General features: G+C 54.2%; 19 protein-coding genes and 1 tRNA gene. 3 read left to right on the forward strand and 17 right to left on the reverse strand.

The window, feature by feature from the left end:
* Positions 1–189: 189 nt before the first annotated feature.
* From HP555_RS02235 to HP555_RS02250, 4 genes are all read right to left on the reverse strand, one after another.
* Positions 190–266: transfer RNA gene (locus HP555_RS02235), tRNA-Arg, on the reverse strand.
* Positions 267–347: 81 nt separating this feature from the next.
* Positions 348–1,616 (reverse strand): glucose-1-phosphate adenylyltransferase family protein, encoded by a 1,269-nt coding sequence (locus HP555_RS02240; RefSeq protein WP_199263596.1) that lies wholly within the window; start codon positions 1,614–1,616, stop codon positions 348–350.
* Entirely contained in the window at positions 1,613–2,866 is a 1,254-nt protein-coding gene (locus HP555_RS02245; protein WP_199263597.1) for a glucose-1-phosphate adenylyltransferase family protein, read from the reverse strand. The genes HP555_RS02240 and HP555_RS02245 overlap by 4 nt, the downstream gene beginning before the upstream one ends.
* A 181-nt stretch (positions 2,867–3,047) precedes the next feature.
* Complete coding sequence (locus HP555_RS02250; RefSeq protein ID WP_199263598.1) at positions 3,048–4,079, reverse strand: DHH family phosphoesterase; 1,032 nt, start codon at positions 4,077–4,079, stop codon at positions 3,048–3,050.
* 416 nt (positions 4,080–4,495) lie between these two features.
* On the opposite strand from HP555_RS02250, the gene HP555_RS02255 reads away from it, so the two are divergent.
* From HP555_RS02255 to HP555_RS02265, 3 genes are read left to right on the forward strand one after another with little or no spacing between them, the layout of a single operon-like run.
* Positions 4,496–5,578 (forward strand): LptF/LptG family permease, encoded by a 1,083-nt coding sequence (locus HP555_RS02255; protein WP_199263599.1) that lies wholly within the window; start codon positions 4,496–4,498, stop codon positions 5,576–5,578.
* Between the two features lies 1 nt (position 5,579).
* The gene (locus tag HP555_RS02260) at positions 5,580–6,338 is read left to right on the forward strand and encodes a hypothetical protein (protein WP_199263600.1); all 759 of its coding nucleotides are present in this window, start codon (positions 5,580–5,582) and stop codon (positions 6,336–6,338) included.
* Positions 6,338–6,991 (forward strand): ATPase, encoded by a 654-nt coding sequence (locus HP555_RS02265; protein ID WP_199263601.1) that lies wholly within the window; start codon positions 6,338–6,340, stop codon positions 6,989–6,991. Before HP555_RS02260 ends, HP555_RS02265 begins: the two co-directional genes overlap by 1 nt.
* A 107-nt stretch (positions 6,992–7,098) precedes the next feature.
* On the opposite strand, the gene HP555_RS02270 is transcribed toward HP555_RS02265, so the two are convergent.
* From HP555_RS02270 to HP555_RS02330, 13 genes are all read right to left on the reverse strand, one after another.
* Complete coding sequence (locus HP555_RS02270) at positions 7,099–7,284, reverse strand: hypothetical protein (protein ID WP_199263602.1); 186 nt, start codon at positions 7,282–7,284, stop codon at positions 7,099–7,101.
* A gap of 105 nt (positions 7,285–7,389) precedes the next feature.
* Positions 7,390–8,112: an FKBP-type peptidyl-prolyl cis-trans isomerase gene (locus HP555_RS02275; RefSeq protein WP_199263603.1), complete on the reverse strand. Its 723-nt coding sequence runs from the start codon at positions 8,110–8,112 to the stop codon at positions 7,390–7,392.
* A gap of 215 nt (positions 8,113–8,327) precedes the next feature.
* Positions 8,328–9,626, reverse strand: a complete 1,299-nt coding sequence (locus HP555_RS02280) for a phenylacetate--CoA ligase family protein (RefSeq protein WP_199263604.1) — start codon at positions 9,624–9,626, stop codon at positions 8,328–8,330.
* A 145-nt stretch (positions 9,627–9,771) separates the two neighbouring features.
* Positions 9,772–10,497 carry an ABC transporter ATP-binding protein gene (locus HP555_RS02285; RefSeq protein WP_233249227.1) on the reverse strand — a complete coding sequence of 242 codons (726 nt, stop codon included), beginning with the start codon at positions 10,495–10,497 and terminating at the stop codon, positions 9,772–9,774.
* Between the two features lie 29 nt (positions 10,498–10,526).
* Complete coding sequence (locus HP555_RS02290) at positions 10,527–11,318, reverse strand: ABC transporter ATP-binding protein (RefSeq protein ID WP_199263606.1); 792 nt, start codon at positions 11,316–11,318, stop codon at positions 10,527–10,529.
* Positions 11,315–12,397, reverse strand: a complete 1,083-nt coding sequence (locus HP555_RS02295; protein ID WP_199263607.1) for a branched-chain amino acid ABC transporter permease — start codon at positions 12,395–12,397, stop codon at positions 11,315–11,317. Before HP555_RS02295 ends, HP555_RS02290 begins: the two co-directional genes overlap by 4 nt.
* Positions 12,398–13,288: a branched-chain amino acid ABC transporter permease gene (locus HP555_RS02300; RefSeq protein WP_199263608.1), complete on the reverse strand. Its 891-nt coding sequence runs from the start codon at positions 13,286–13,288 to the stop codon at positions 12,398–12,400.
* 346 nt (positions 13,289–13,634) lie between these two features.
* Positions 13,635–14,066: an ACT domain-containing protein gene (locus HP555_RS02305; protein WP_199263609.1), complete on the reverse strand. Its 432-nt coding sequence runs from the start codon at positions 14,064–14,066 to the stop codon at positions 13,635–13,637.
* Positions 14,067–14,080: 14 nt separating this feature from the next.
* Positions 14,081–15,379 carry a phenylacetate--CoA ligase family protein gene (locus tag HP555_RS02310; protein ID WP_199263610.1) on the reverse strand — a complete coding sequence of 433 codons (1,299 nt, stop codon included), beginning with the start codon at positions 15,377–15,379 and terminating at the stop codon, positions 14,081–14,083.
* Positions 15,380–15,411: 32 nt separating this feature from the next.
* Positions 15,412–15,996 (reverse strand): indolepyruvate oxidoreductase subunit beta, encoded by a 585-nt coding sequence (locus HP555_RS02315; protein WP_199263611.1) that lies wholly within the window; start codon positions 15,994–15,996, stop codon positions 15,412–15,414.
* The gene (gene iorA / locus HP555_RS02320; protein ID WP_199263612.1) at positions 15,993–17,807 is read right to left on the reverse strand and encodes an indolepyruvate ferredoxin oxidoreductase subunit alpha; all 1,815 of its coding nucleotides are present in this window, start codon (positions 17,805–17,807) and stop codon (positions 15,993–15,995) included. Before iorA ends, HP555_RS02315 begins: the two co-directional genes overlap by 4 nt.
* 201 nt (positions 17,808–18,008) lie before the next feature.
* Positions 18,009–19,700: a DUF3352 domain-containing protein gene (locus tag HP555_RS02325; RefSeq protein WP_199263613.1), complete on the reverse strand. Its 1,692-nt coding sequence runs from the start codon at positions 19,698–19,700 to the stop codon at positions 18,009–18,011.
* A gap of 37 nt (positions 19,701–19,737) precedes the next feature.
* Entirely contained in the window at positions 19,738–21,735 is a 1,998-nt protein-coding gene (locus HP555_RS02330; RefSeq protein WP_199263614.1) for an ABC-F family ATP-binding cassette domain-containing protein, read from the reverse strand.
* Positions 21,736–21,870: the final 135 nt, after the last annotated feature.

Consider the following 21,870-nt stretch of genomic DNA (forward strand, 5'->3'; position numbering starts at 1 on the left):
CCTTGCAACCTGATCTCCGCCTTATACACCGTACCTTTCTTTCTTTTTCTCTTGGTGATGGTAGCCATTTTGGGCGCAATTTTTTGAAAAACACTGCTCACTGGGGTAAAAACATGCTAACCACAGCTAAAATGCAATTAAAAAGAAAGGGCCAAAGCTCTGTTTCTTTGAGCTTTGGCCCTTGTTTATTGGTGCTCCAGGCAGGATTCGAACCTGCGGCACCAGGATTAGGAATCCTGTGCTCTATCCTACTGAGCTACTGGAGCATGTTCTATCTGTTTGTTGATGAGCTGTGAATGACGCAAATTGTGGCTGCTGTTTTGTACAAAGAGTATCCCTCGCCTTATTCAGGCCGATTGCCCGTCTGCCAGCACCTTGCTGCCATTAAACGACTCTTCATGGTACCCGAAACTCACTGTGCAGTTGCGACCGATACGCATATCCTGAGCAATGCGCGCCTCTTTGCCGATCAGGGTGATACCGGTGTACAGATGTTTGGGATATGTCCGGTTAACCACCGTGAGGTTGTCACCATAACCAATCACCGCACCGGCTTCAACCCGAACCCGTTTATCGAGAATCGCCAAATCAACAACCGCGTTCTTTTCAATAACGCAGTCATCAAAGACCACGGAGTTGGAGACCACTGCATCCTTCCCTACCCATACTCCCGGTGAAAGCACAGAGTTGGTGACCGTGCCTTCAATCACACAGCCTGCAGAGATAAGCGATGAACTCACCTTGCTGCCGGACAGAAAGCGGGCCGGAGCCCGATCCATGGGGTGGTCGCCGTATTCCGGATTGGGCCGGATCTCCCATTCCTCCGGTGAAAATTCCGAATCTTCCCGGATAATATCCATATTGGTTTCCCAATAGGACTGGATTGTCCCCACATCGCGCCAGTAGCCGTAAAAGGGATAGGCATAGACACGGTCTTCATTGATGGCCCGCGGGATGATATCCATACCGAAATCCACCTCTTGCCGATCCCGGGCCAGGGTGCGGAGCAGGTAGGCGGTATCAAACACATAAATACCCATGGAGGCGAGGTTGGTCCGCGGTACCTTGGGTTTTTCTTCCCAGTCGATGATCCGGTTTTCATTGTCAATGATGCCGGCACCGAACTGATGAATATCCTTTTTGGGGACCACCATCATGCCGATGGTGATGTCGGCCCGTTTATGCTCGTGATAGGAGAGCATGGCATCAAAGTCCATCCGGTAGATATGATCACCGGACAAGATAACCACCTGTTCACTGGGATTGGCAAGAATAAAATCAATATTCTGACGGATGGCGTCTGCGGTGCCCTGATACCAGTCCGCGTCTTTTTCACCGGTCCGGGGCGGCAGGATCTTGATGCCCCGGGTACGGCCGGTAAAGTCCCAGGCAGCACCATCGCCAATGTGCGCCATGAGTGACAACGGCTTGTACTGGGTCAGCACGCCCACCCTTGTCAGACCGGAGTTCATCACATTGGACAGGCTGAAATCAATAATCCGGTAAATACCGCCAAACGGTACAGCAGGTTTGGCCCGACGACCGACCAGCAGGTTCAGCCGGCTACCGATCCCGCCGGCCAGGAGAAGAACAAGGGCATCACCGCTTTCTCTCATCTCAGCTCCTCCCCATCTTCGAGTTTTGTTTTCGGCCACTTCTCCGGTGCTATTCGCGGATCGACCCGGCAACCGCAGCCGATCTGCTGGTCTTCGGGAATATTGTTGTTCCAACCGATGACCGTGATCCGACTCGGCTTTTCGCAGTTTGGTGCACCGACACGGACGTTACGGTTGAACACAGTGTTCACGTCACTGACCATGCGATGTAACTTGGCTCCAGGATGGATGATGTTATCGAAAAAAATGATCGAATCGTTGACCTCTGCCCCGGCCTTGACATGGACGCCGGGGAAGATAATCGAGTTGCGCACAGTCCCTTCAATAATACTGCCGTTGTAGACCATGGAGTTGTCGAGCACCCCATGAGGCCCGATCTTCACCGGTTGACGATCGCCGATATTCCGATGACACAGGTTGGTACGAAGGCCCCAGGCCTCAAGATCGATCTTTGGTTCCGGACCGAGCAGATCCATCGAGGTCTGCCAGTACTCATCAATGGTACGGGTGTACCCCCAGTACCCGTTAAACTTGTAGCCACAGATCTTATAGTGCTGCTCCATCATCTTCGGGATGATATCGCGGCCGAACTCGTACGAGTCGGTCTGTTGGTTTTTTTCCAGTTCTTTATACAGCACCTCCGGCCGGAAACAGAACACGGTGAGCGAAGCCCAGCAGCCCTTAGGTGAGGTTGGTTTCTCTTCATAGGAGAGCACCCGGCCGCCGACCGGCCCTTCATCGGCAATTTCGGCCACACCGAAACGAGAGGCAGACTCCGGCGGCACTTCAATAAAAGCAGCGGTGAGATCAGCATCCTGTTCGTTATGGTAACGGATCATCTTGCGATAATCCATCTGATAGATATGGTCGCCGGAGAGAATCAGGATAACCGACGGATCGTGATACTGAATGAAGTCAAGGTTCTGGTAGACTGCGTCGGCAGAGCCTCGGTACCAGTATGAGTTGTCGTAATCTTTAAACGGCGGCAGGATGGAGATACCGCGATTACGGCCGATCATGTCCCAGGCGGCCCCGGTACCAATATGGTTGATCAGAGAGTACGAACGATACTGACTGAGAATGGCAACCCGCTCAATCCCGGACTGGAGCAGATTGGAGAGTGGAAAATCAATAACGCGGGCAAAACCGCCGAAGGGTACAGCGGATTTGGGACGATAGTGAGTCAGCACGCCCAATTCATCGACACGCCCGCCTGCCAGAATCATCGCCAAAGTCGAAGGTCTATACATAAGGCACCGTGCAAAAGAATATTCGTTACGTTCAACGGCCGCAGCACTTGGCACTGATCATCAAACGCCATGCATGATGAGCATTACAGCCCCATAATATGCTCTACCTGCCGTAAGGTGCAAGGAATATCTGCCGACTCCGATGCGAAACCGATAGGGGGACACTCTGTGCCGTTAAAAACTATTTAACGTGCTGAGTAATAAGACGTATAAGCGTATTTGTTGTGAACTCCTGATTTTCACGCAACCCCAGATTCTTGATGGGTGTTTCCGCCCGCGCTGCCTCCCGGTGCCCGCCGGCGGGACCAAAGCGGCCGAAAGTGGTCTTGGCAAGCTTACCGGCATTTTTTCGGTAGCCGTCACAGCGAAAAATGACCACCAGCTTCTCCACATGAACACCGGAAACAATGACCCAGTCAAACCCCTCTACCCGATTAAAAAAATCAGCGATAATCACCAGGATATCAGGTGTGCTCACCTTGCCGAGGTGCACATAGGCCCGCCGCTTGCTGACCTTGAGTTCATTGAGTGCGGTACGAAAGTACCGGAGCTCGGAGCGACGCAGTTCGGTCAGCTCGAACTTGCGCACCAGGTTCAGGTTGGCGATGTTAAACAGATAACGAAAACTGATGCCATCCGCTATCTGCATATTGTGCTTCTGAAAATTCTGGGTATCAACCTTGATCCCGTAAAACAGGGCAGTAGCCAGGGCGACTGAAGGCTTAATACCGGCTGCTCTGAGGTACTCCACCATCATGGAAGAGACAGCACCGTACTCGGGCCGAATATCGATAAAGGCCGCATCCCAGCCGGTGGTCACCGGGTGATGATCGATCACCACATCAAATGTCATCCTTTCAAAGCAGGCAAGATGATTGGGCTGGGAATCGAGCAGGATTTTTTTGCTGTAGTCCTTGGCGGACAGGGTGTGGAGCCGTTCCATGGGAACCTTCAACCGGTCCACCATGGTCAGGTTGTTGAGGCGGCGGATTTCATTGGGGTGACCGATGGTCACACTCTGCACCCGATAGCTGAGTAAACGCTTGAGTGCCATGGCAGAGGCAATGGCATCCGGATCGGCGTTAATGGCTATCAAAACCGTATCACTTCGTTCAAAGACAGACCAGAAGCCGTTGAGACGAGCTATCGCCGAATTTTTACTGGCACTGCGCGTAATATTGTTGTCGGCAATTTTTTCAAGTCGTTTCTGCATATTCGAGACCAAAGGTCAGAACCTTTGTTTTCGTTTAAGAAAAAAACACTGACCAGGCAAAACCATCGGCCGGCGAAAAAGGGGGATCCACCATCTTTTTGTCGCTGTTGCTGTACCCGGCAGGAGGATTTCCCCGTGCTGAGTAAAAGTAGACAACACCAACATTTAATCGTTCCCCATGTCAACTGTCATGCGTCACCAATAAAAACGAAAGACGAAGCTTACACACAGACACCAAGAAGCGCAAGCACGTCTTTTGAATAAAGGTCTGCATCCATGCCACAAACCTGTTCTCTATTGCTTGACTGAACACGGCCCACAGGGTACACAACAGATGTACAACTTCACGAGCAATACCTTGCCAAACCGTGGCCTGTTCACCACTCTCCCACCCCGATGGAGTACGCGGCTGTTTCATGATCTTGTTGCATCGTTACATTCTTCTGCATTTCTTTCGTAACCTCGGTCTACTTCTCACCAGTTTCATCAGCATCTACCTGCTGATTGATTTCTTTGAAAAGATTGATAATTTCGTAGAAAAAGGTAAGTCCTTCGCGTTAATCGGCCAGTATTTTCTGTTCAATATCCCCTTTATCATCGACATGATGAGTCCGGTCTGTCTGCTTCTGGCCGGAGTCGTTACCTTAGGAATGCTGAGCCACAGCAACGAGCTCATTGCTCTTAAGGCCTGCGGGATTCCGCTCAAAACCATTGTCAAACCGATCATCGGAGCTACCCTGGCCTGTGTTCTTCTCTTCCTTGCCATGGATCAATTCGTGCTCCCCCGTACGAACTCGACCACCAACTACATCTGGAACCGCGAGGTAAAGGGGAAGACACCTTTGGGTATCTACCGTAACGGCCGCTACTATTACCGTGGCCAGGACGGATTTTATTCCTTCTCGCGACCTGACCCGCAAAAAAATGTATTCAACAACTTTTCCTATATGATCTGGCAGAAAGACTATGCGACAAAAACACTGATTGCCGCCCGGACCGCACTGTGGGATGAGAACGGCTGGACCCTGTACAATGGCCAGGTGCAGGATACCGTCGGCAACGGCCGTTACTCCGCCAAGGTCTTTCAGGAACAGCGTTTCACTTTTCCTGAACAACCCGAGGATTTTTTTGTGCCTGCCTACCGCTCCATGGAGCTCTCCCTTGTGCAACTGTACAAAGAGACACAGGATGCCCATTCAAAAGAAGACCGCAACAAGGCGTGGGCAGACTTTTACGGACGCATCTCCTACACGCTGCTCGGCCTGCCGCTGCTTTTACTCGGCCTGCCCATGCTGCTGATTATCTACCGCAGATGGGGCCGGGATCTGTCACTGGCTGTCCCGGTCAGCTGCAGTATGGCCTTCCTTTGCTGGGGTGCCTATACAATTTTACAGTCATTGGCTAGGGCAAACTACATACCGCCCCTGGCTGCGGCACTCCCCATACATCTTCTGGTCGGCAGCCTCGGTGTGTTCCTGCTGTTGCGTGAGGATACCTGATATGTCCCGATTGATAGGTATAGTCGGTGTTCCACCGCTGGCTATTATTGAAAAGATAAACCGTGACGGCGACCGCATCGTTGACCTTGATGAGCCGCAAGTGCGGGCCCCCATCGACCAGACAGCGGCCTATATCCCCAGGGTGTACTGCGCGATCTTACGCACTGTTCTGCTCAACAGCCTGCATCTCCCCCTTGAGCACGTCTATATTGATGTCGGGCCGGGAAAGTGCGACTGCGCCCTCCATGTTGCAGGCATCCTCGCTGATCTGCTCCATGTGCCGGTTACCCCTACCCGCAACCAGGACACCCGTTCTTTCGGGTATCCGCTTTGTACCAGCCGTATGCCGCTGATGGAAAAGGTGAGCAGGATCACCAAGGGTGTCCAGTCTGCCGCACCGCACGCACCGATCCCGCCCTGTCAACCAAGCTGCGGATTTTGGGGGGTGCCGCCGCGGGATTTTGCCCTGCTTGATCTTTTTCCGGAGACCACCCACGTCTTTGGCTGGACCCGATGCATGGAAAACAAAACTCCGGCAGACCTCGAACTGGAGCATGTGGTTGATCCGTCCATTCCCATGGTCTTTTTCTCGCAATCATTTTGCGCGAAATCAGCCCTGGCTAAACGTCTGGCAGACAGACATCCCCGAGCCATCGCTGTGGACTGCGATGTTACCCCCTCCAGCTCCACGCGCGCGAAAATAGAGGCTTTCCTCGAACTCTCCGGGATTGTTCCGGGCCGTAAGACACGTACACCCTGATGCTGTTAGCCGATTTTGGTACCTCCTACAGTAAGATCCTGGACACCGACAAAAAAGACGGTCCCCGCATTATTCCCACCAAAGAACTGCCCTCTTCTTTTATGGCAGACCTGGCCACCGGCCATAATGCCGGTCGGAGAAGCAGGCGCAGCATCAACGAACTGACAGCGCTGGCCCGGGGCGGATATGCTCTGATCAAACGGCCGGATTTTGTCCTGCTTGACTGCGGGAGCCGTGATATCAAGTTCGTCCGCTTTCACGACGGCAAAGTGGCGGATATGGGATGGAACGCCGAGTGTGGCGCTTCCATGGGGTTTACAATCGAACTGCTGTCCACCTATTACAATCTCAACTATGCTGCAATCTCCCCTCCGACCACTGGTTTTTCCGTTACCTGCGGAGTTCTCGGCATGAGTCATATCTTCGACGCAATCATTGCCGGCGCCTCTGAGGCCGAAGCTGTGGCCGGCTTTGTGCGCGGTATTGCCCTCAATGCCTATCGCTTTGCCCATGAACCGGAAGAGATATATCTGTCCGGCGGTTTATGCGCAAACCCCCTGTTCGTTGCCTGCCTGCCCTGCACAGTGCATACTTTGGGAAGATTTGTGCTGCTCAGCGGGCTGCAGGCCACCCTTTCGCAGGCCTCTGCATAACCGCAGCAGAGACGAGGCAGGACCAACGCCCTGTACAACGGGTGCCGATATAAAAAAAGCCGGACACTCTGACGAATGTCCGGCTCCAAAAACCATCGCTGTTGGAATTATTTCTTTATACTCTTCTTCTTATCCTTCTTCTCTTTTTTCTCTTTCTTCTTGTCCTTCTTGTCCTTCTTGTCCTTCTTGTCCTTCTTGTCCTCTTCAGCCTGCAGAGGACAGTTGGAACACATCGTTCCTTTTTTCAGATATGCTTCACAGCATTTCTTCTTTTTCTTTGTACCGTCACCCATAGCTTGCCTCCGAAGCAAGACAGATGTGATCTCTTGGTAACCATGATCCATTGTGGTGACTTCATGTTCAAAAAAGATCTTCTTTTATGATGGAGCACACAGACCTTACTTCTCCTTTTCAGCCTCGGTCATCGGCGGCAGAATCTCAAGCAGTTCAACCTGGAATATAAGCATGGAACCGGGCTCAATCACCGGTGGAGCACCACGGTCACCGTATGCCAGATCCGGTGGAATATACAGCTCAAAGGTTGACCCTGTCGGCATCAGCGGCATTGCCTCCTGCCAGCCGGCAATCACCTGACCGACCTGAAACTCTGCCGGCTCATTACGTTTGTAGGAGCTGTCGAATTCATTACCGTCAATCAGGCTTCCCTTGTACTGCACTCTGACGATGTCCTCCGGAGTAGGCTTGGTACCGGTCCCCTTTTTAATCACCTTGTACTGGAGGCCGGACTTGGTTTCAATGACACCTTCCTTTGTTTTATTTGCCTTTAAAAACTCTTCTGCCGCCTTCCGGTTTTTCTGAACCATGACGGCTGTCTTCTGGATCTGCTTCTCCTGCTGCCGTTTGGCAAAGTCCTGCTGCACTGTGGCCGCCTCCTCAGGCGTCAGCAGCGGTTTTTCCCCGGTATAGCCGTGATGAATCCCCTGCTGCAGCACGTTGAGGTCGAATTTCTCCTCCAACCCCTTGAAATACTCGCCAAGATCAAGTCCCATGGCATAGCTTAACTTCTGTTCTTCGCTCTTTAACTCCACCGGCTGATCTGCAGCCATAACCGGGCCAACCACGAGGAGCAGCACGACGAGACCCGATAGATACGATTTCATACAGTTCACCTTTTTCCTGCGTTGAGAGTAAAACGACTCCACCTGTGAACAACAGGCACCATTGGGCAGACAAGAACACCGGTTTTCAACAGAACAGTCTGCAAAGCCGTCACATCCATTTTCATCATCGACATACATAAGAGCAGTCGGACCACTGCACACATAAGCATCTTTTTCCGTCAGTTGTCCAATCTTTTTCTGTGATGTCCCCTTTTTTACAGTCTTCTTTTATCAAGGACCCGTTTGGCCTTTCCTTCGGAGCGCTCTAACGTCTTCTCCTCCACCAGTTTAACATCAACATGGACCCCCACCTCAGCGGCCAGACGACTCTTTATAAAATCAATCATCCGGCGCTGTTTTTTCATCTCATCGAAGAAGATCGACTCCATCACCTCCACCAGAACCGTCATCTTGTCGGCATGATTTTCCCGTTCGATGATGATCTGATAATGGGGTTCAGTGCCTTCAATCTCAAACAGCACCTTTTCAATCTGCACCGGGAAGATGTTGACACCCTTGATAATCAGCATGTCATCGGAACGCCCCATGACACGCTCCATTCGCCGCAAAGTGCGGCCGCAGGGGCAGGGTTCGGGGATTAAACGGGTCAGATCCCTGGTCCGGTAACGGATCATGGGAAACGCCTCTTTGGTCAAGGTGGTGATCACCAGCTCCCCCACCTCACCTTCGGGCACCGGTTCCAGGGTGTCAGGATCGAGGATTTCAAAAAGAAAATGATCTTCGTTCATGTGAAGACCATTACACTCCTGACATTCACCCGAGACACCCGGCCCCATGACCTCGGACAGCCCATAGTTGTCTGTGGCGAGAATACCGAGCTTCTGGTTGATCTCCCTCCGCATGGCCTCTGACCAAGGCTCACCGCCAAACAGACCGTAACGGAGCGCCAGCCCGTTGGGATTAATGCCCATCTCCATCATGGTATCCGCCATGACCAGGGCATAGGACGGGGTACAGACCAGAGCCGTGGTTTTAAAGTCCTGCATGATCTGAATCTGGCGGTTGGTGTTTCCGGAAGAGATCGGGATAACCGAGGCACCGATGAGCTCGGAACCGTAATGCAAACCAAAGCCGCCGGTAAAAAGACCGTAACCAAAGGCGATCTGGATGACGTCATTTTTCGTGACCCCGGCGGCAGTCGCCACCCGGGCCACCAGATTCGACCAGGTGCGGATATCGTTCCCTGTATAGCCGACCACCGTGGCCTGACCGGAAGTACCCGACGAAGAATGCAGCCGGATCACATCCCGCAGCGGTACGGCAAACAGCCCGTAGGGATAGTTGTCACGCAGATCCTGCTTTTCCGTAAACGGCAGCCGGCGAAGATCATCCACAGATCGGATGTCGTCGTAATTAAACTTACATTGATCAAACCGTTTCTTATAAAAGGGGACATTGGTGCCCACGCGATACAGCGTGGACTGAAGTCGCTCCAACTGAAGCTGCTCCAGGTCCTCCCTGGTCATACACTCTCGTTCAGGTTCCCAGTACATAGGTTCAGTCCGCCGGATTGGCTTTAAGATTGTACAATCGTGTGATATTTTCTAAAAACAAACAGTTTCTTACCCGGTACCCCGGCAGCGGTTGCAAGACTTGTCAGCCGGCAGCTGCTACGTCTGCCGACCACACAACAGCCTTTTATTCTATTTTTTCCCGCCCTAAGTAGGCCCGCTGTACATCGGAGTTGGTCAGGAGATCTGCTGCCGCGCCCTGCACAATGATTTTACCGACCTCCAGCACATATCCACGGTCGGCGATCGTCAGGGCGGCCCTGGCATTCTGCTCGATCAACAGCACGGTGTTGCCCTCTGCGCGCAACTGCCCGATGATGGCGAAGATATCGCGGATGATCAGCGGAGCCAGCCCGGTCGACGGTTCATCCATCATAACCAGCTTTGGCCGGGACATCAGGGCCCGGGCCATGGCCAGCATCTGCTGCTCTCCTCCAGACAGTGTACCGGCCAGTTGGCGGCTTCGTTCTTTCAACCGGGGAAACAGTGCATACTGGCGCGCCAGCTCTTTCTGCACAGCGGCCTTTCCTTTCTCTTTCTGCAAAACATACCCGCCGAGCAACAGGTTCTCTTCCACTGACATGGATGCAAACACCTGCCGCCCTTCCGGCACCAGTGCACAGCCGGAGGCCACAATCCGGCCCACGGGTATCCGATCGCACGCCTGCCCGAGAAAACTGAGCTCACCCCTCATCGGTCTGATCAAACCAATAATGGTGTGGAGCAGGGTACTCTTCCCGGCCCCGTTGGCACCGATCATGGTGACAATCTCACCACGCTTCACGTGGAGCGAGATATTCTTCAGGACCCGTAACTTCCCGTAACCGGCATCGAGATTACGTATTCGCAGCATACAATCAGTCATGGAGGGATGCAGCAGAATCAGGCTGTCCCATCCTCTCCCAGGTAAATTTTAATGACGTCAGCATTCTTCTGGATCTTGGGCGGTGTATCTTCCGCCACCTTGCTGCCAAAACTCAGAACCACGATCTCGTCGGAGACATCCATGACCAGCGACATGTCATGTTCCACCAGCAGGACAGTAATGCCCATATCACGAATCGTTGTGATCAGACGGGCCACCTCAGCGGTCTCATAGATGTTGAGTCCGGCTGCCGGTTCATCAAGGAGAAGCAGGCTGGGTTCGGCAGCCAGGGCTCGCGCCATCTCCACGGCCCGTTGCTGTCCAAAGGCCAGGCCGGAGACCTCGACATCGGCCAGGTCGGCGATCGCAAGCATCTCAAGCAACTCCATGGATCGGTGCCGAATGGCTCGCTCTTCCTGCCAGGTCCACGGCAGGGAAAAGAGGCCGGCCCAAAAGCCGGCGCGGCTCTGCGTATGCCGACCGACCATAACACATTCCAGAGCGGTCATTCCAGGAAACAGTTTAATGTTCTGAAAGGTGCGTGCCATGCCCATCCGGGCAATCTCATAGGGTTTTTTTCCTCGTATTTCCTGCCCCTGAAAGATGATCGTTCCGGACGTGACCGGCATGTTGCCTGCAATCAGATTAAACAGGGTGGTTTTACCGGCACCGTTGGGTCCGATGACAGCTTTAATACTCCCCGGCTGTACAGCAAAACCAACATTGTTAATGGCCTGCAGGCCGCCGAACTGCTTGTACACCTTCTGCAGCACAAGCAGGGGTTCGGAGTGTGAACTGTTGCTGATCATACCTGCCTCCCGGGCAGAAAGAGCTGCACTACCCGGCCGAACACCCCGCGCAGGATACCTTCCGGTGCAAACAGCATGATCACAATCAGGATCACCCCGAACACCACATCATCAAACGCACCAAACACACCGCGCAACGAGAGAAAGGTGAGCCCCACCCCCATGAGAAGTGTTCCCCACAGACTGGTCATGCCACCCACCGCCACCAGTGCAACATACCGAACCGACTTCATAACCGAGGCCTCGTTGGGGCCGATGCCGCCGTTGAAATGGGTGAGCAGACTTCCGGCCACAGCCGCATAGATTGCACTGAGCACAAAGATCTGGACTTTGCAGCGGGCTGTATCAACGCCAAAGGCCTCGGCAGCCTCCTCAGAGCTGTGCAATGAACGCAACGCCCGTCCGGCTCTGGAATCAATCAGATTAAGCAGTAACGCCATCCCGACAAAAAGAACACCCCAGGCCAGGTAATAGTTCAGCACCCGATAAGCGGAATCACCGCTGATAACCAGCGGTCCAAACAGAGCAGTGGCCGGCAGCAGTTGAAAAGCCGGGACTTCGGAGATGCCGTCAGCCTCTCCGAAATAGGGGGACGCCAGGAACACCCGGTACACAATGGTACCAAATCCTAAAGTGGCCATGGCCAGATAATGGCCCCGGAGCTTCAGCACCGGGCCACCGATCACCAACGCTATCAGCGCCGCCACCGTCACTGCAAACAGACAGGCAGCCCAGGGCGACACGGTCACCAGATCGGCTCCGAAGATATCCTGACCGTGCACCAGCAGCCCCAGATTGTCCAGAATCCGGATGCCTCCGGTTGCAACAAACGGTGTGAGGTCGTTGGTGGTCAGTGCCGCGGACAGGTAACCGCCGATGGCAAAAAAACCGGCATGTCCGATGGAAATCTGCCCGGCATAGCCCATCATCACCCCAAGGCCGATCACCACCAACCCGTAGTAGGCGGCCATGGTGAGTTGAACCAGATAAAATTGGGTGCCGGAAAAAACAGTGAACAGGTGCAGACCTGCTGTCAGAAGAGCCAGCGCAGCCAACGAGAGAAGCTTTCGGGTTTTCATCTAAAAATCCTTCAGCCGGGCGGCCTCGCTGGAGCCGAAAATGCCATGGGGCTTCACAAAGAGAATGATCAGCAGGATGGTGATGGTGATCGCGTCCTGGAAGGCAAGCGGAACAACCGTGACGGAAAAAGCCTCGATAACACCTAAGAGCAGACCGGCTGCCACTGCTGCCATCGAGTTGCCAAGGCCGCCTAAAATCGCAACCGTGAACCCTTTAATCGCCAGAGAGGCGCCTGAATCGTACTGGGTGTAGGTAATCGGTGACATCACACAGCCGGCCAGGGCTCCGATGCCGGCACTGAGCATAAAACTCAACGTCACCATATTACGACTGTTGATGCCGCAGAGCAGCGCTGCAGTCCGGTTGGCGGCACAGGCACGCATCTCCCGGCCGATGGAGGTGGATTTGAAAAATACGTTCAACCCCACCATCATCACGGCACAGGCAGCGATGACCCAAAGTACCTGCGGGGAGATATTGACTCCCCCCAGAGAAAAGGTCGTAATTTCGTTCCCGTAAAAATACGGCAGGCTGCGAATGGACTCGCCCCAGATATGGAGAGCTGATTCACGCAGAAGAATGGAAATGCCGATGGTGATAATGACCAGCCGTAATACCGACGGATTGACAAGCCAGCGGATAAACAGCATCTCAATGGCCGCACCGATGAGCATGGTGATGAGCACAGCCGCTGCAATCGCTGCTCCCAGCGGCATGAACTGCAACAGCGAGATAGAGAGCATCCCTCCAAGCATCACAAATTCGCCCTGGGCAAAATTAATGATGCCCGTGGTGTTGTAGATGATGTTAAATCCGATGGCAACGATTGCGTACAGCGAACCGTAGGTGATACCGGCAAAGAGATATTGAAAGAAAAGCTCCAGAGTCATACGGTGCAACAAAATCAACAGTCACCCAACGGGTGCCTGTTGTCAAAGACTTTAATTACATTGCTCTTCACAGAGCCTGAGCATGCCTTTGCCAATCAGCAGTACGGTCATGCAGGCAATAACAGACCGCGACCGCACCCCATACATGAAAATGTACACTGCTGCAATGTGGAGTGGTTGAACAACTACCCGTTGAGGTCACACCCCTCGTCCCCGGGTTATCCGCAAACAGGCACACATCTGCTAACCGGCCTCAGAGCGTGCTTCGGAGCATCTTTTGGTTATCATTATCCCCGTCATTGCTGAACGTACAAGCCGCATCTGCGCAGATACGGCCACCCACGTTCTACAGTGAGCAGATCTGAGCCCCGGTCAACAGGGTAAAGCCCTTCTCCTGCAACACGTCGATAGCCTTGTCCATCTCTTCAAAACGAAAGATCAAAACCGCATCCGAGCCGCTTTTATTGACAAAGGCATACATGTACTCAACATTGATCTCAGCCTCGGTAACCACCTCAAGCACACTGGCAAGACCACCGGTCCTGTCCGGCACTTCAACGGCAACCACATTGGTTTTGCCAACGGTAAATCCCCCTTTGCGAAGAACGTCCTTGGCCAGGTCAACCTTATCGACAATGAGACGCAAGATACCAAAGTCTGCTGTATCGGCCACAGAGAGCGCCCGGATATTGATATTATTTTCAGCCAGAACACGGGTTATTTCCGCCAGACGACCCGACTTGTTCTCGAGAAAAACCGCAATCTGCTCTACACGCATACGACCTCCTGTGGTTAGATTTTGCGCCGGTCAATCACGCGCTGTGCCTTCCCCTCGGAACGTTGAATGGAGCGGGGTTCCACCAGCTTGATTTTGGCGGTGATACCAAGCATATCCTTGAGTTCCGCCCGGATCTTCCTGCTTAACTGCTCCAAAACCTTAATCTCGTCGGAAAAAATATTCTCGCTTATCTCAACCAGTACCGACATCACATCCAGACTCCCCTCTCGAGACACCTCGATCTGATAGTGGGGTTCAACACCCTCAACACCCATAAGCACATGCTCGACCTGGGAGGGAAACACGTTAACGCCGCGGATAATCAGCATGTCGTCGGTTCGACCGGTGACCTTTTCCATGCGGACCAGGGTACGGCCACAGGCGCAGGGTTCGCAAAACAACCGGGAGATGTCTTTGGTCCGGTAGCGGATCAGCGGAAAGGCCTCTTTGGTGAGCGTAGTAAAGACCAGCTCACCGGTCTCTCCGTAGGGCAACGGTTCCAGGGTATCCGGATCAACAATTTCAGGCAGAAAGTTATCCTCAAGGATATGCATACCACGTTCCGTCTGCAGACATTCCATGGCAACCCCGGGGCCGATAATTTCGGAAAGCCCGTAGATATCCACCGCCTTGATCCCAAGCTTGCGCTCCACCTCTTCCCGCATGTTCTCGCTCCAGGGCTCTGCACCATGAATACCGACCCGCAGCTGAAAATCATCCGGTGTAACACCGGCATCAGCCATGGCATCGGCCAGGTTCAGCGCATAGGATGGGGTGGAAAGCAGCACCGTTGAACCAAAATCGCGCATGATCATCACCTGTCGCCTCGAGTTACCGCCCGAAACCGGGATAACGGTGGCACCAAGAGCCTCAATACCGTAATGCGCGCCAAGACCGCCGGTGAACAGACCGTATCCATAGGCATTATGCACCATATCGCCCCGGGTCACTCCGGCCATGGTCAGACAGCGGGCCATAACCGAGGCCCAAAGGGCGATGTCCGCCTGCGTATAACCGACCACTGTTGATTTACCGGTGGTACCGGAAGAGGCGTGGACCCGGATAACCTCCTCCATGGGGGTGGCAAAAAGCCCGAAAGGATAGTTGTCACGCAGGTCATCCTTGGTGGTGAACGGCAGCTTACGCAAATCGGCCAGGGACTGAATATCCTGTGGTTGTACACCGGCCGCATCCATCTTGGCACGATACGGCGGCACCTTATCATATATCCGATATACAAGGGCCTGCAACCGACGCAGCTGTATCGATTCTAATCCGCAACGCGGTAAGGTTTCAATCTCCTGCCAATTCATTGTCTGCCCTCTTGGGAAAGTAAGGGGCCGGGTCAGGCGTATACCGCAGCCCGACCGGCAACAAACGCTTTTTTGTTAACATCACAGAACTGCTTTTTAATCGTCTTGTCAATCGCCTGCAAAAAGACATCCGGGCTGACCGCCAGAAAATTGGACATCGCACCAACCATGGCCACGTTGGCCGCCCGCAACTCACCCACTGACTGTGCCACGGCAAAGGCATCAATGGCCACCACATTGATCTGTCGTGACCTGAGCTCATCAAGAATATCTTCCGGATAACTGGCCTTACCCAAAGCCACCGCCGGCGGCAGAATCTTCTGCGTGTTGACCACCACAGCACTGTCCCTGTGCAGGTAGGGCAGGTAGCGGACTGCCTCAAGGATCTCAAAGGCAACCAGGATATCAGCCGCCCCCAGCTCAATCAACGGTGAATAGACCTTCTCACCGTAGCGCAGGTGTGCTTCAACAGAGCCGCCACGCTGGGCCATGCCGTGAACTTCGCTTTTTTTCACATCATACCCCGCCATAAGCTGGGCATGGGCTGTCAGTTCACTGGCCAGAAGTATGCCCTGCCCGCCGACACCTGAAAAGAGAATATTGCCGCTTTGTCTCATGAGTTCTCCTCCCTTCTGGTGATGGCGTCAAACTTGCACACACAGGCGCACTGGCCGCAGCCGTTACACTGCACCTCGTTGATCCGGGCAAATCCCTTCTGCTTGTCCCGATACCCCCGTGCCACCGCCTCTTCCGGGGTGAGCGGTGTCCAGCTGATCGCCGGGCATCCCATCTGTACACAGAGGGTACAGCCGGTACAGTTGGCAAGATTGGTGAAGTAGACCGGTTTTTTACGCTTTAACTCTTCAGGGAGCAGCACACAGGGCGCACGACTGATGATCACTGAAAGGTCCGGAGATTCAATCTCCTCTTTCAGAACCTTACGGGTCACCTCAACATCATGGGGATTCACCACCACAACACGCTGAACCCCCAGAGCCCGACACAGCGCCTCAAGATCCAGCGCCGGAGCCGGCTCACCAAGGATGGAGCGACCGGAAGCCGGATTGTCCTGATGGCCGGTCATGGCGGTGGTCCGGTTATCAAGGATGATCACCGTGGCATAGGTGCCGTTGTAGACCATGTTCAACAGACCGGTCATGCCTGAATGCATGAATGTCGAATCGCCAAGCACGGCAACAACCCTGCCCCTGCCCTTTTCTCCCAGGGCTTTGGCCATACCGTGCGCCATGGTGATTGAGGCCCCCATGCAGACGCAGGCGTCCATGGCCGACAAAGGCGGCAGAAAGCCCAACGTGTAGCAACCGATATCGCCGGAGACAAACACATCTTTCATTCGGGACAGACCATAAAAAAGGCCGCGATGCGGGCAGCCCGCGCACATGTTCGGTGGCCGCATCGGCAACTCCAGCGGTGCAAAGACCTCGCCGATGGTCTCCGGTGCCAGTGCCTGACGAACGATAAAGGAGTTCAATTCCCCCTGATTGGGAATCAGATCTTTTCCACGGCAGGCAATACCCATGGCCTTGAGATGTGTTTCGAGAAAAGGATCAAGTTCCTCAACCACGATCAGCTCGTCAACCGTGGCGGCAAAATCGCGGAGCATCTTCTCAGGCAGTGGCCAGACCATGCCCAGCTTGAGCACCGGCGCCTCGGGAAAAGCCTCCTTCACATAGTTGTACGCCACACCGGAAGTGACAAAACCCCGGCGGCCGGAGCCGGGCTCAATACGATTTTCCGGCATGGTCTCTGCCAGTTCCCGGGCGGCTGCCATCCGTTTTTCAACAGCAACCCGCCGTACCCGGGCATTTCCGGGGAGCATGACCAGTTTAGCCGGTACCTTCTCAATGGATGTTTCCGGAACCTCAGCCCGCTGCCCCCTCTCGACCACACCCTTCACATGCGCAATGCGGGTGGTGATCCGAATGATCACCGGGGTATCCAACTGTTCACTTAAGCTGTACGCACGTGTCACCATGTGCTTGGCCTCAGCCGGATCAGAAGGCTCCAGCATGGGCAGTTTGGCTGCGTAGGCATAGTTGCGGTTGTCCTGCTCATTTTGTGAGCTGTGCATCTGCGGATCATCGGCGTTGATAATCACCAGCCCACCGCGGACACCGGTGTAGGCAGCTGTAAAGAGCGGATCCGCTGCAACATTAAGACCAACGTGCTTCATGGTTGCCAGGGCACGGGCACCGGCAAAGGAGGCACCAAGGGCAACCTCAAGGCCGACCTTCTCGTTGGGAGCCCACTCGGTATAGACACCCTCATACTGGCCCAGGTTTCCCATAATCTCAGTGGATGGAGTCCCGGGATAGCCGGAAGCCACCCGGACACCTGCTTCCCAGGCTCCGAGGGCGATCGCCTCATTGCCGGAAAGCCATAACTTCGTCTCCTTATCAAATGTCACGTTCTCCCTCCTGTTCTCTGTACGGAAAGTGCTTCAACACTGCTGCTCAAACCCATACGTGCACACACGATCAGATACACCTTCTCCACGCCCCTTGCTTACAATTTAAATGAGCATCCTTACCTTGATTCTCCATAAGAAGGCAAGCGTTTTTCCCACGGTTTCCCGCTGACCGATCGGCACTCTTCACTGATGGGCCGACTATTCAGCCGCCTTTTTCACGGTCATGGTCCATTCAGCCCGTTCTTCAGTCAGATGACTGGTTGCCACAACCTGATCAACGGACTGCAGGAGCTGTACGACTTCCCTGTTCAAACGCCCCATGGAGATGTTTTTGGTTGCCGTGAGAATGCCACCCAGCCAGTCAAGGGCTGCACCGGCCTGCACAGCCATCTGGTGCGGCTGCACGATCAGGCTGCTGGAGTTGGCTGTCATCAGACGGTCAACCACACCTGTTCCCATGGTCTCCTTTACTGTTGCAGTCAGTTGGTTGCTTGCTGTATCTGCAGCAAGCAGATTCTGCAGGGTAGCCTTACTCGTGGCCAGGTACAGCATGTCATCGGTCAGCGCTATCGCCGGCTGAGCAGACTCCGCAGGCAGGATCGGCCAGGAGTAGACCGTATGTCCCTGTACCTGATCCTGCTGTTCAGCCACCATGCCGCTGCCGGTTATGAGCCGTCGAATACCGTTCAGCACTGTTTCGGCAATCTTCCGGTCGCGCACTTCCACAAACAAAACAGCCTTTGGCCAGGGGAAGAGCGGGGTGTGGACGATCTCGTCAAGCATCCCGCCATACTGGGGACCAAAGGCCTTGCCCAGCTCATCCAGTGATACACCCAGGATCTGTCGAACATCTGCATCCATCTCCTGGTAGGTATTCCGGTCAGAGGCCAGGGTCCCGATGAGCACCTCCGGCTGCAATGAGGAGGTCCAGTTGTACAGCAAGGTGCTGTCTTTGAAAAAGTGGACGGTGCGGTTCACGCCGGCAGCATCCACCGTACTTTTGATCATCGGATGAAGCTGATCATACCGGTAGCTGGAATAACCCCTGTTCTCCATGCCCTGCGGCGTCAGGTACCCGATCGAAAACAGAGACGTTATGCCGGCAAGCAACTCACCGCTCTCCTTGATCTCCGCATCCGGCAACCTCTGGGTCAGGCGAGTAAGCTGATCGACATTCAGGTACACCCGGCTGTACACGTCCTTTGCCGGATACGGCTGCCAAAAGGACACCGCCTGCTGATACATCGGTGCCTGCGCCAATCGCTCGACATCCTTGTCACCACTTATGCAGGCCCGGATAACCGCCGGATCATAGGCCAGAAACAGCAGCCTTCCCTCGGTGTAGCCGTACACTGCCTGGTTGTCATCCATAACGATCTTGACAAACGCGACGCCGTCAATGGTCTCTCGGCTGACTTTGGCATGGCTGATTATTTTACTGAGCATATCAATGGCTCCGGCCGCCGCTGTTCTGGCCACCACCACCAGAGATTGCCGCAGGGTTTCAGCCGGATCCCGGGTCTGGTCGATCTTGTCCGGTGATAACAGCGCCAGGGTGACATCATCGCCGAACACGGTGCGAAAGGCCGGATCCGCCGCCACCTCGACCACGCTGTCATACAGCCGATCATATTCAGCTATTGTTTCGTTGCCCCCGCCCAGCTCACGAATAATGGTGTGCATGGTGTCTTTTGCCAGAAACCGGCCCAGGGATGAAGAGGCAATATTGTCACTCACGGCAGACAGATGCGTCAGGTTGACAGCGCCAATCACATCAGACGGCAGGTAACGGGCATACTGCCCCACGGCAGACTTGCCCTTCACGGCCAAAAACCAGCCACAACCGACAATAACAGCCAAGATGAGGACAATCCCCACTCTTTTTTTCATACACGTTCTCCCTATAAAGACGTATCAGATCAGTTGATCAGACACCGGTTTGTGCAAACTCCTGCTCTATCTCCTCAACAGCCTGCTGCGTTTCCTCCCAGCGCTGATAGGCGCGATCGAGGTGGCGCTCCACCTGGCTGTACTCCCTGCTGACTGCACTCCATTGTTCCTGATCGCCGTACAGTTCAGGGTCTGCCATCAACTGTTCAAGCTCAGTTTTACGCGCCTCTAAAGACTCAACCTCCCGCTCGGCCTCTTCGTTCTTCTTCTTCCATGGCCCCAACTTCTGGTTCAGCTGCTGCCGTTCCCGGGCCCGTTGCCTACGCAGCGACTTTTTATCCACTCCTGCATCCGTCTCGCCCTGATCTTTCCGAACCATTCCCGTCCTGTCTGCGGCCGGCTCGATCTGAACAACCTCCTGCATCTCCATTTTCCGGCGCCATGCAAGATAGTCGTCAATATTCCCCTCGTGAAGGGTGGCAGTGCCGTTTCTGATCTCCAGCACCTTGTTGACAAAGGAGTTCACAAAGTAACGGTTATGCGAGACAACAATAATCGTGCCCTCGTACTGAGCCATCGCCTCCTGCAGGATCTCCTGGCTGCTCATGTCAAGGTGGTTGGTCGGCTCGTCCAGCAACAGCAGGTTGGCCGGCCGGACCAGCATTCTCGCCAAGGCCACCCGGGACTTCTCGCCACCAGAAAGCACCTGCACCTGTTTTTCCACATCATCACCACTGAAAAGAAACGCTCCGAGCAGGGAACGGACCTGGGTCATGCTCATGTCGACAGCCGTGTGGTACACAGTGTCAAAGACGGTCAACTCACCGGGCAACTCCTGGGCCTGATGTTGCCCGAAGTAGGAGAGGATAACGTTATGGCCCAATTTAACCGTTCCCTCTTCAGCTATCACCAGACCGGCCAGGATCTTGAGCAGGGTGGTCTTCCCTGCTCCGTTGACACCGACCACCGCCAGTTTGTCGCCACGGTGCAGAGAAAAACTGATACCGTCAAAGACCGTTGCACTGTGATAACTTTTCCGTACCCCGTCCAGCAGCAGCACATCGCGCCCGGACGGTGCCGCCGGTGGGAAAGAAAAATGAATGGTATGATCGGTTGCCGACAGTTCGATACGTTCCAGCTTCTCCAGCTGTTTGACCCGGCTCTGCACCTGCCGGGCTTTGGTGGACTTGGCGCGAAACCGGGTGATGAATCGCTCTGTCTGACGGATCATTGCCTGCTGATTATCATAGGCCGAGCGCTCCAGCTCGAGGCGTTGCTCCTTTTCCACGATATAGTGCGAGTAGTTGCCCCGGAAAACACTCAACCTGCCCAGGCTCAACTCCCAGGTTGCTGAGGTTACCCGATCAAGGAAGGACCGGTCATGCGAGATGATGACCATGGCTCCCTGATAGTTGATAAGAAACTCTTCCAGCCAGGTCAGGGAATCCAGATCAAGATGGTTGGTCGGCTCATCCAGCAACAGCAGGGCCGGTCGCTTCAACAGCAGTCTGGCCAGGAGCAGACGCATGATCCAGCCACCGGAAAAGCTGTTCACCGGCCGGTCAAGATCAGCAGCTGTAAACCCCAACCCGAACAAAACCTGCTCGATCTGCGGACGGATGAGAAACACATCACTCCCCTCAAGCATATGCTGCAGTTCACCCTGTCGCCGCAGCAGATCATCAATCCCCGGGTCTTCAGCATTGACGAGAGCCAGCTCTTCACTTATCCGATCCAACTCTTCCTGCTGCGCCAAAACCTCATCAAAGGCTGATTCAGCCGCGGTAAACAGGCTGACACCACCCAGCTCCACGGTCGTCTCCTGAGGTAAATAGGCCACTGTAAACCAGGAGGCCCGGTTGACAATACCAGGATCAACATCCTGCTCACCGCACATAATTGTAAGCAGGGTTGATTTACCGGCACCGTTGACTCCAACCAGTCCCACCCGATCACCGGAGTGGATCTGCACTGAAACGTCACGGAAGATATGTTTGTTACCGTACTGCAGGTTGAGATCAGTGATACTGAGCATGAAAAAAATCTACTATGCTGAAACTTGATAAGATGGGGATGCACCGGCCGCCGACAGCGGCCGGACTCTCTGCGACATGCCTGCGACAGATCAGAACTCTCTGCTGATGCTGTCTGTTCGACAAATAACTGTGTG

Source organism: Desulfobulbus oligotrophicus (assembly GCF_016446285.1).
In the GTDB taxonomy this organism is placed as follows: Bacteria; Desulfobacterota; Desulfobulbia; order Desulfobulbales; family Desulfobulbaceae; genus Desulfobulbus; species Desulfobulbus oligotrophicus.

Excerpts from the sequence above, each read along its gene's own strand:
- HP555_RS02285 (WP_233249227.1), bottom strand. The coding sequence starts at position 10,497 with ATGCTGCGAATACGTAATCTCGATGCCGGTTACGGGAAGTTACGGGTC.
- HP555_RS02310 (WP_199263610.1), bottom strand. The coding sequence starts at position 15,379 with ATGAATTGGCAGGAGATTGAAACCTTACCGCGTTGCGGATTAGAATCG.
- HP555_RS02250 (WP_199263598.1), bottom strand. The coding sequence starts at position 4,079 with ATGCAGAAACGACTTGAAAAAATTGCCGACAACAATATTACGCGCAGT.
- HP555_RS02260 (WP_199263600.1), top strand. The coding sequence starts at position 5,580 with ATGTCCCGATTGATAGGTATAGTCGGTGTTCCACCGCTGGCTATTATT.
- HP555_RS02240 (WP_199263596.1), bottom strand. The coding sequence starts at position 1,616 with ATGAGAGAAAGCGGTGATGCCCTTGTTCTTCTCCTGGCCGGCGGGATC.
- HP555_RS02265 (WP_199263601.1), top strand. The coding sequence starts at position 6,338 with ATGCTGTTAGCCGATTTTGGTACCTCCTACAGTAAGATCCTGGACACC.
- HP555_RS02300 (WP_199263608.1), bottom strand. The coding sequence starts at position 13,288 with ATGACTCTGGAGCTTTTCTTTCAATATCTCTTTGCCGGTATCACCTAC.
- HP555_RS02295 (WP_199263607.1), bottom strand. The coding sequence starts at position 12,397 with ATGAAAACCCGAAAGCTTCTCTCGTTGGCTGCGCTGGCTCTTCTGACA.
- HP555_RS02270 (WP_199263602.1), bottom strand. The coding sequence starts at position 7,284 with ATGGGTGACGGTACAAAGAAAAAGAAGAAATGCTGTGAAGCATATCTG.
- HP555_RS02290 (WP_199263606.1), bottom strand. The coding sequence starts at position 11,318 with ATGATCAGCAACAGTTCACACTCCGAACCCCTGCTTGTGCTGCAGAAG.
- HP555_RS02330 (WP_199263614.1), bottom strand. The coding sequence starts at position 21,735 with ATGCTCAGTATCACTGATCTCAACCTGCAGTACGGTAACAAACATATC.
- HP555_RS02315 (WP_199263611.1), bottom strand. The coding sequence starts at position 15,996 with ATGAGACAAAGCGGCAATATTCTCTTTTCAGGTGTCGGCGGGCAGGGC.
- HP555_RS02280 (WP_199263604.1), bottom strand. The coding sequence starts at position 9,626 with ATGTACTGGGAACCTGAACGAGAGTGTATGACCAGGGAGGACCTGGAG.
- HP555_RS02245 (WP_199263597.1), bottom strand. The coding sequence starts at position 2,866 with ATGTATAGACCTTCGACTTTGGCGATGATTCTGGCAGGCGGGCGTGTC.
- HP555_RS02255 (WP_199263599.1), top strand. The coding sequence starts at position 4,496 with ATGATCTTGTTGCATCGTTACATTCTTCTGCATTTCTTTCGTAACCTC.
- HP555_RS02275 (WP_199263603.1), bottom strand. The coding sequence starts at position 8,112 with ATGAAATCGTATCTATCGGGTCTCGTCGTGCTGCTCCTCGTGGTTGGC.
- HP555_RS02305 (WP_199263609.1), bottom strand. The coding sequence starts at position 14,066 with ATGCGTGTAGAGCAGATTGCGGTTTTTCTCGAGAACAAGTCGGGTCGT.
- HP555_RS02325 (WP_199263613.1), bottom strand. The coding sequence starts at position 19,700 with ATGAAAAAAAGAGTGGGGATTGTCCTCATCTTGGCTGTTATTGTCGGT.